Here is a 4,245-nt window from a genome sequence, read left to right on the forward strand (position 1 = left end):
ACTTGTTATATAAAATCTCACTAATAAAGCAACAAAGTTTACGAAAACAACCAAATTATTTTAGGTTATCCCAAGTATTTTGGAATCGCTCTAAAACCGTATCATAGTCAATTTTTCCAGCTGCGTATTCTTGAATCGTTGCAGCGAATTCTTTGTTCGCTCCATCTGGCCATCTGAACCATGTCCAAGGAATTGTTTTCTCATCCTTAGAGTACTCTAAAATCGATTGACCTAATGCACCTAAACCAGTTGGTTCAATATTATCGAATGCTGGAATAAACGCAAATTCTTCCGTAATGTAGCGTTTTCCTGTTTCAGAAGATACCATCCAATTGAGGAATAGCTTTGCTTCTTCAAGGTTTTTAGAATTTTTATTAAGTACCCAGTTGTTAGGAACACCCACTGGTAAGCGATTCGCATTCTCATCATCACTAATTGCAATTGGTAAGAATGCCATGTTGATATCTGGATTGATCTCGTAAATCATATTCTCAGTCCAGTTACCTTGTTGGAGCATGGCTGTTTGGCCAGAAGCAAAGAGTGTAACCTGAGTATTATAATCTGTCGTTACAGGGTTATCATTTCCAAAGTTAATTTCTGTATCTAGTACTTCTTTAAATTGCTTAAATTTTTCGTTTCCAACAATCTTTTCTGTGCCAGCATATAGCCCTTCGATAAATGCGATTGGATCATCTTGCTGTGCAAACCCGATATTTAGTAAGTGTTGACCGATAACCCACCATTCTCCGTAGCCAGCAGAGAAAGGAGTAATCCCGCTTTCTTTAAGCTTTGCAGCAGCTTCTTTTAACTCTGATATCGTTGTAGGTGCTTTTGAAATACCCGCCTTTTCAAATAAATCTTTATTGTAAATAAAACCATAGCCCTCAAGGTTAACTGGCATTCCATAAAGCTTTCCATCCGTATCTGTCATAGGTACTTTCCCAATTGGAAGTACATGCTCGGCCCAAGGCTCATTCGATAAATCTGCCAAATGCTCCTTCCATAGCTCTAGCTCTTTAAAACCGCCATTGTTAAAGATGTCAGGATGTTCGCCGGAAGCGAATTTTGCTTTTAATGCAGCCCCATAGTCAGCGCCTCCGCCAACCGTTTCAAGTTTCACTTTAATATTTGGATGTTCTGACTCAAATTCCTTAATCATTGCTTGAAGCTGGTCTGCAATTTCCACCTTAAACTGGAAGAAATTAAGCGTAACGGTTTCATCACCTGGTTTTGAGTCATCCTTTGGCTTATTGTCACTCGCAGTTTCCTTAGATGTACACCCTGCCAAAATACCAAGGAATAGAAGCATTGATGCAAAAAGAAGAATAAATCGTTTCATAAACGTATTGACCTCCCTTTAAAACATTTTTTTATATAAGGTTTTATAGCTCTATATTTCTATTTGCTACAAAAACTTAATAACTACTTAATTGATCCAGAAGCGATCCCTTTAATAATATGTTTCTGTAAAAATAAGAAGAAGATAATAACAGGGGTGATACCGAGCATAAGCGCCGCCAGCCCCATATCCCACTGCTTTGTATATTGAGCAAAAAAGGAACTAGTTGCTAGTGGAATGGTTCGCAATTCTGCATCTTGCAGCACAAGCAGCGGCAACAAGAAATCATTCCAAATCCAAAGTGTATTTAATATGACGACGGTTACTGTTATGGGTTTTAATAGAGGAAACACTACCCTCCAAAAAACACCAAATTGGCTACAGCCATCAATTCTTGCTGCTTCCTCAATTTCAATCGGAACCGTTTTCACAAATCCATGGTAAAGGAATAAGGAAAGAGGTACCCCAAAACCAAAATACATGATAATAAGACCAGGTATGCTATTAGTGAGATTTAATGTTCCTCCTAGCTTCATCAGAGGGATCATTACTGTTTGGAATGGAATAACCATCGCTGCAACGATGAAGATAAATAATATTTTACTAAACCGTCCTGGTGTTCTTACCATTTTCCAAGCAGCCATTGAAGTAATCACAACAAGACCAATATTACTTACTACTGTAATGATTAATGAATTCCAAAATGCTCTCGGGAAATTGATGATATCCCAAACTTTCGCATAATTGGCGAATAAAAATTCCTTTGGCCAGGCAGCAGCGTCAATTAAGATTTCAGCAAACCCTTTAACAGAATTTATTAAAACAAAGTAGAAGGGGACGAGGAAAATGATTCCTATTATAATACCAATTACTTCAAGAAGAAATGTTTTCTTTGTATATTTTTGTTCCATTTATGCCTCTACCTCCTTCTTCTTTGTCATCCATACTTGTACTGTCGTGAAAATCGCTACAACTAGGAAGAATAGGATAGACTTCGCTGTCCCTAAACCATATCTATTATTTTGGAAAGCTTCTTGATAAATATTAATTGCTACCGACTGTGTCGAGTTAAATGGCCCGCCCCCTGTTAACGAGAGATTTAAATCAAAAATTTTAAAAGCCATTGAAATCGTTAAGAAGAAACAAATAGTAAATGCCGGCAATATTAATGGGATAATAATTTTTGTTAAAAGAGTCCAGTTGGATGCACCATCAATTTTTGCAGCTTCTAAAAGCGTATTGTCTACCCCCTGTAGAGCCGCTATATATATTACCATCATATATCCGCTTATTTGCCAAGCAAACACGATAACGATCCCCCAGAAAGCAGTCGTTTCATCTCCTAGCCAAGGCTGTTTAAAAAAAGCCATACCTGTTAAATTTCCGATCGAAGCAAATCCTTTTACAAAAATAAACTGCCAGATAAAACCTAATAATAGTCCACCAATGACATTTGGGATAAAAAAAACAGTACGCAAAATATTACGCGACTTCAATGCTGAATTTAATAATAAGGCAAAACTGAACCCTAATAAATTACTAATAATTACAGCTGCAAGCATAAATTTTGTTGTAAAAAGGAATGAACGGAAGAAATTCGGGTCACTGGTAAAAATTTTTCTATAGTTCTCAAATCCAACCCATTCAATTGCCGAACTAACGCCGTTCCAAGATGTGAAGGAATAATAAACCCCCATAATGAAAGGTATAATTTGAATAACAAGAAAAAATAATAGCGCTGGTCCAACAAATGCAAGATAAGTTAAACTATTTCTCAATTTAACTTTCTTCTTTGGAACCTTCTTAATTTCAATTTTCCTATTTATCACTTTTTCCAATTCACCATTAGTGTCCAATCTTATACCACCACCTAATGTGTATGTAATCGCTTTCTTCAATTATATAAGAACATTCATGTAATTTAGGGTAAGCAGATTGACCGAAATGGTGAAATATTTTGACATTTACGAAAAGAAAAGAGGAAATAATACTAAAGGAGAGAAGGCTTTCACTGTTAATTCAGGATCAATCAAATATGCCATCCAGATTTTTTACCTTAGCTTGCTCGCTAAATTCATCTGAAAAATGGAAATATGAAAAAACGCAATGCCTCGTTCTTTTCGAAACGAAACACTGCGTTGTGATATGTATGGAGCGGGTGAAGGGAATCGAACCCTCATCATCAGCTTGGAAGGCTGAGGTTTTACCACTAAACTACACCCGCATTGAGAATTTACTCAGAATTTGTCGAATCACTTTTAAAAATAAAAAACAGGTTTACCTGTTATTATTCGATACGAGTATCTGGAAAGAACTGACATCTGAAGATGCACGATTTTAAGTAAAATAATTTAAGTGTTTATCGATCCACTAACTCCAACGTTTGTCGGAATTTGTTGTTTTTTCGGTTAACACGACTATTTATTATTATGCCCTTAATTTTCTTAAACGTCAAGTACTGATTTTCAGTTTATTCATTTTAGTCTGCTTCTATAGATTATCCTTAAATAGGGCAGCTTCATCATTCATAAAAAGCTACTCTTTTTCAAAGGCTCTTTTCGCATATATTGTTGTTTTTATCCTTCAAAATTTGCCCGTTGATATAAAATTATACTAAAAAAGCAACAAAGTTTACGAAAACAGCCATTTCAAACTTAATAAAGTTCTTCACAAGTCGAGAAAGTTTTTTTCTAAATATAAAAGACCTCCAACATAATGTTGAAGGCCCTTCATTAAGGATACCCGAGGCCGGGGTCGAACCGGCACGCCTCTCGGCATCGCATTTTGAGTGCGACGTGTCTGCCATTCCACCACTCGGGCATAGTAAAATATAAAATTAAAAAGTGCCGAGAACCGGAATCGAACCGGTACGGTAGTCACCTACCGCAGGATTTTAAGTCCTGTGC

At 36.5% G+C, this 4,245-nt stretch carries 3 protein-coding genes and 2 tRNA genes; all 5 read right to left on the minus strand.

The window, feature by feature from the left end:
* Window positions 1-55: 55 nt before the first annotated feature.
* The 5 genes from BGM26_RS14340 to BGM26_RS14360 all read right to left on the minus strand — a co-directional run bounded on the left by BGM26_RS14340 (window position 56) and on the right by BGM26_RS14360 (window position 4,159).
* Complete coding sequence (locus BGM26_RS14340; protein ID WP_217040461.1) at window positions 56-1,339, minus strand: ABC transporter substrate-binding protein; 1,284 nt, start codon at window positions 1,337-1,339, stop codon at window positions 56-58.
* A gap of 83 nt (window positions 1,340-1,422) precedes the next feature.
* On the minus strand, window positions 1,423-2,250 hold the full coding sequence (locus BGM26_RS14345; RefSeq protein WP_217040462.1) for a carbohydrate ABC transporter permease: 828 nt from the start codon (window positions 2,248-2,250) through the stop codon (window positions 1,423-1,425).
* Entirely contained in the window at window positions 2,251-3,153 is a 903-nt protein-coding gene (locus BGM26_RS14350; protein ID WP_483297807.1) for a carbohydrate ABC transporter permease, read from the minus strand. It lies immediately after the preceding gene.
* Between the two features lie 336 nt (window positions 3,154-3,489).
* Window positions 3,490-3,563 (minus strand) — tRNA-Gly (locus BGM26_RS14355).
* A gap of 515 nt (window positions 3,564-4,078) precedes the next feature.
* A tRNA-Leu gene (locus BGM26_RS14360) sits at window positions 4,079-4,159 on the minus strand.
* Window positions 4,160-4,245 lie beyond the last annotated feature (86 nt).

Source organism: Bacillus sp. FJAT-29790, from assembly GCF_019039215.1.
Lineage (GTDB): Bacteria > Bacillota > Bacilli > Bacillales > Cytobacillaceae > Cytobacillus.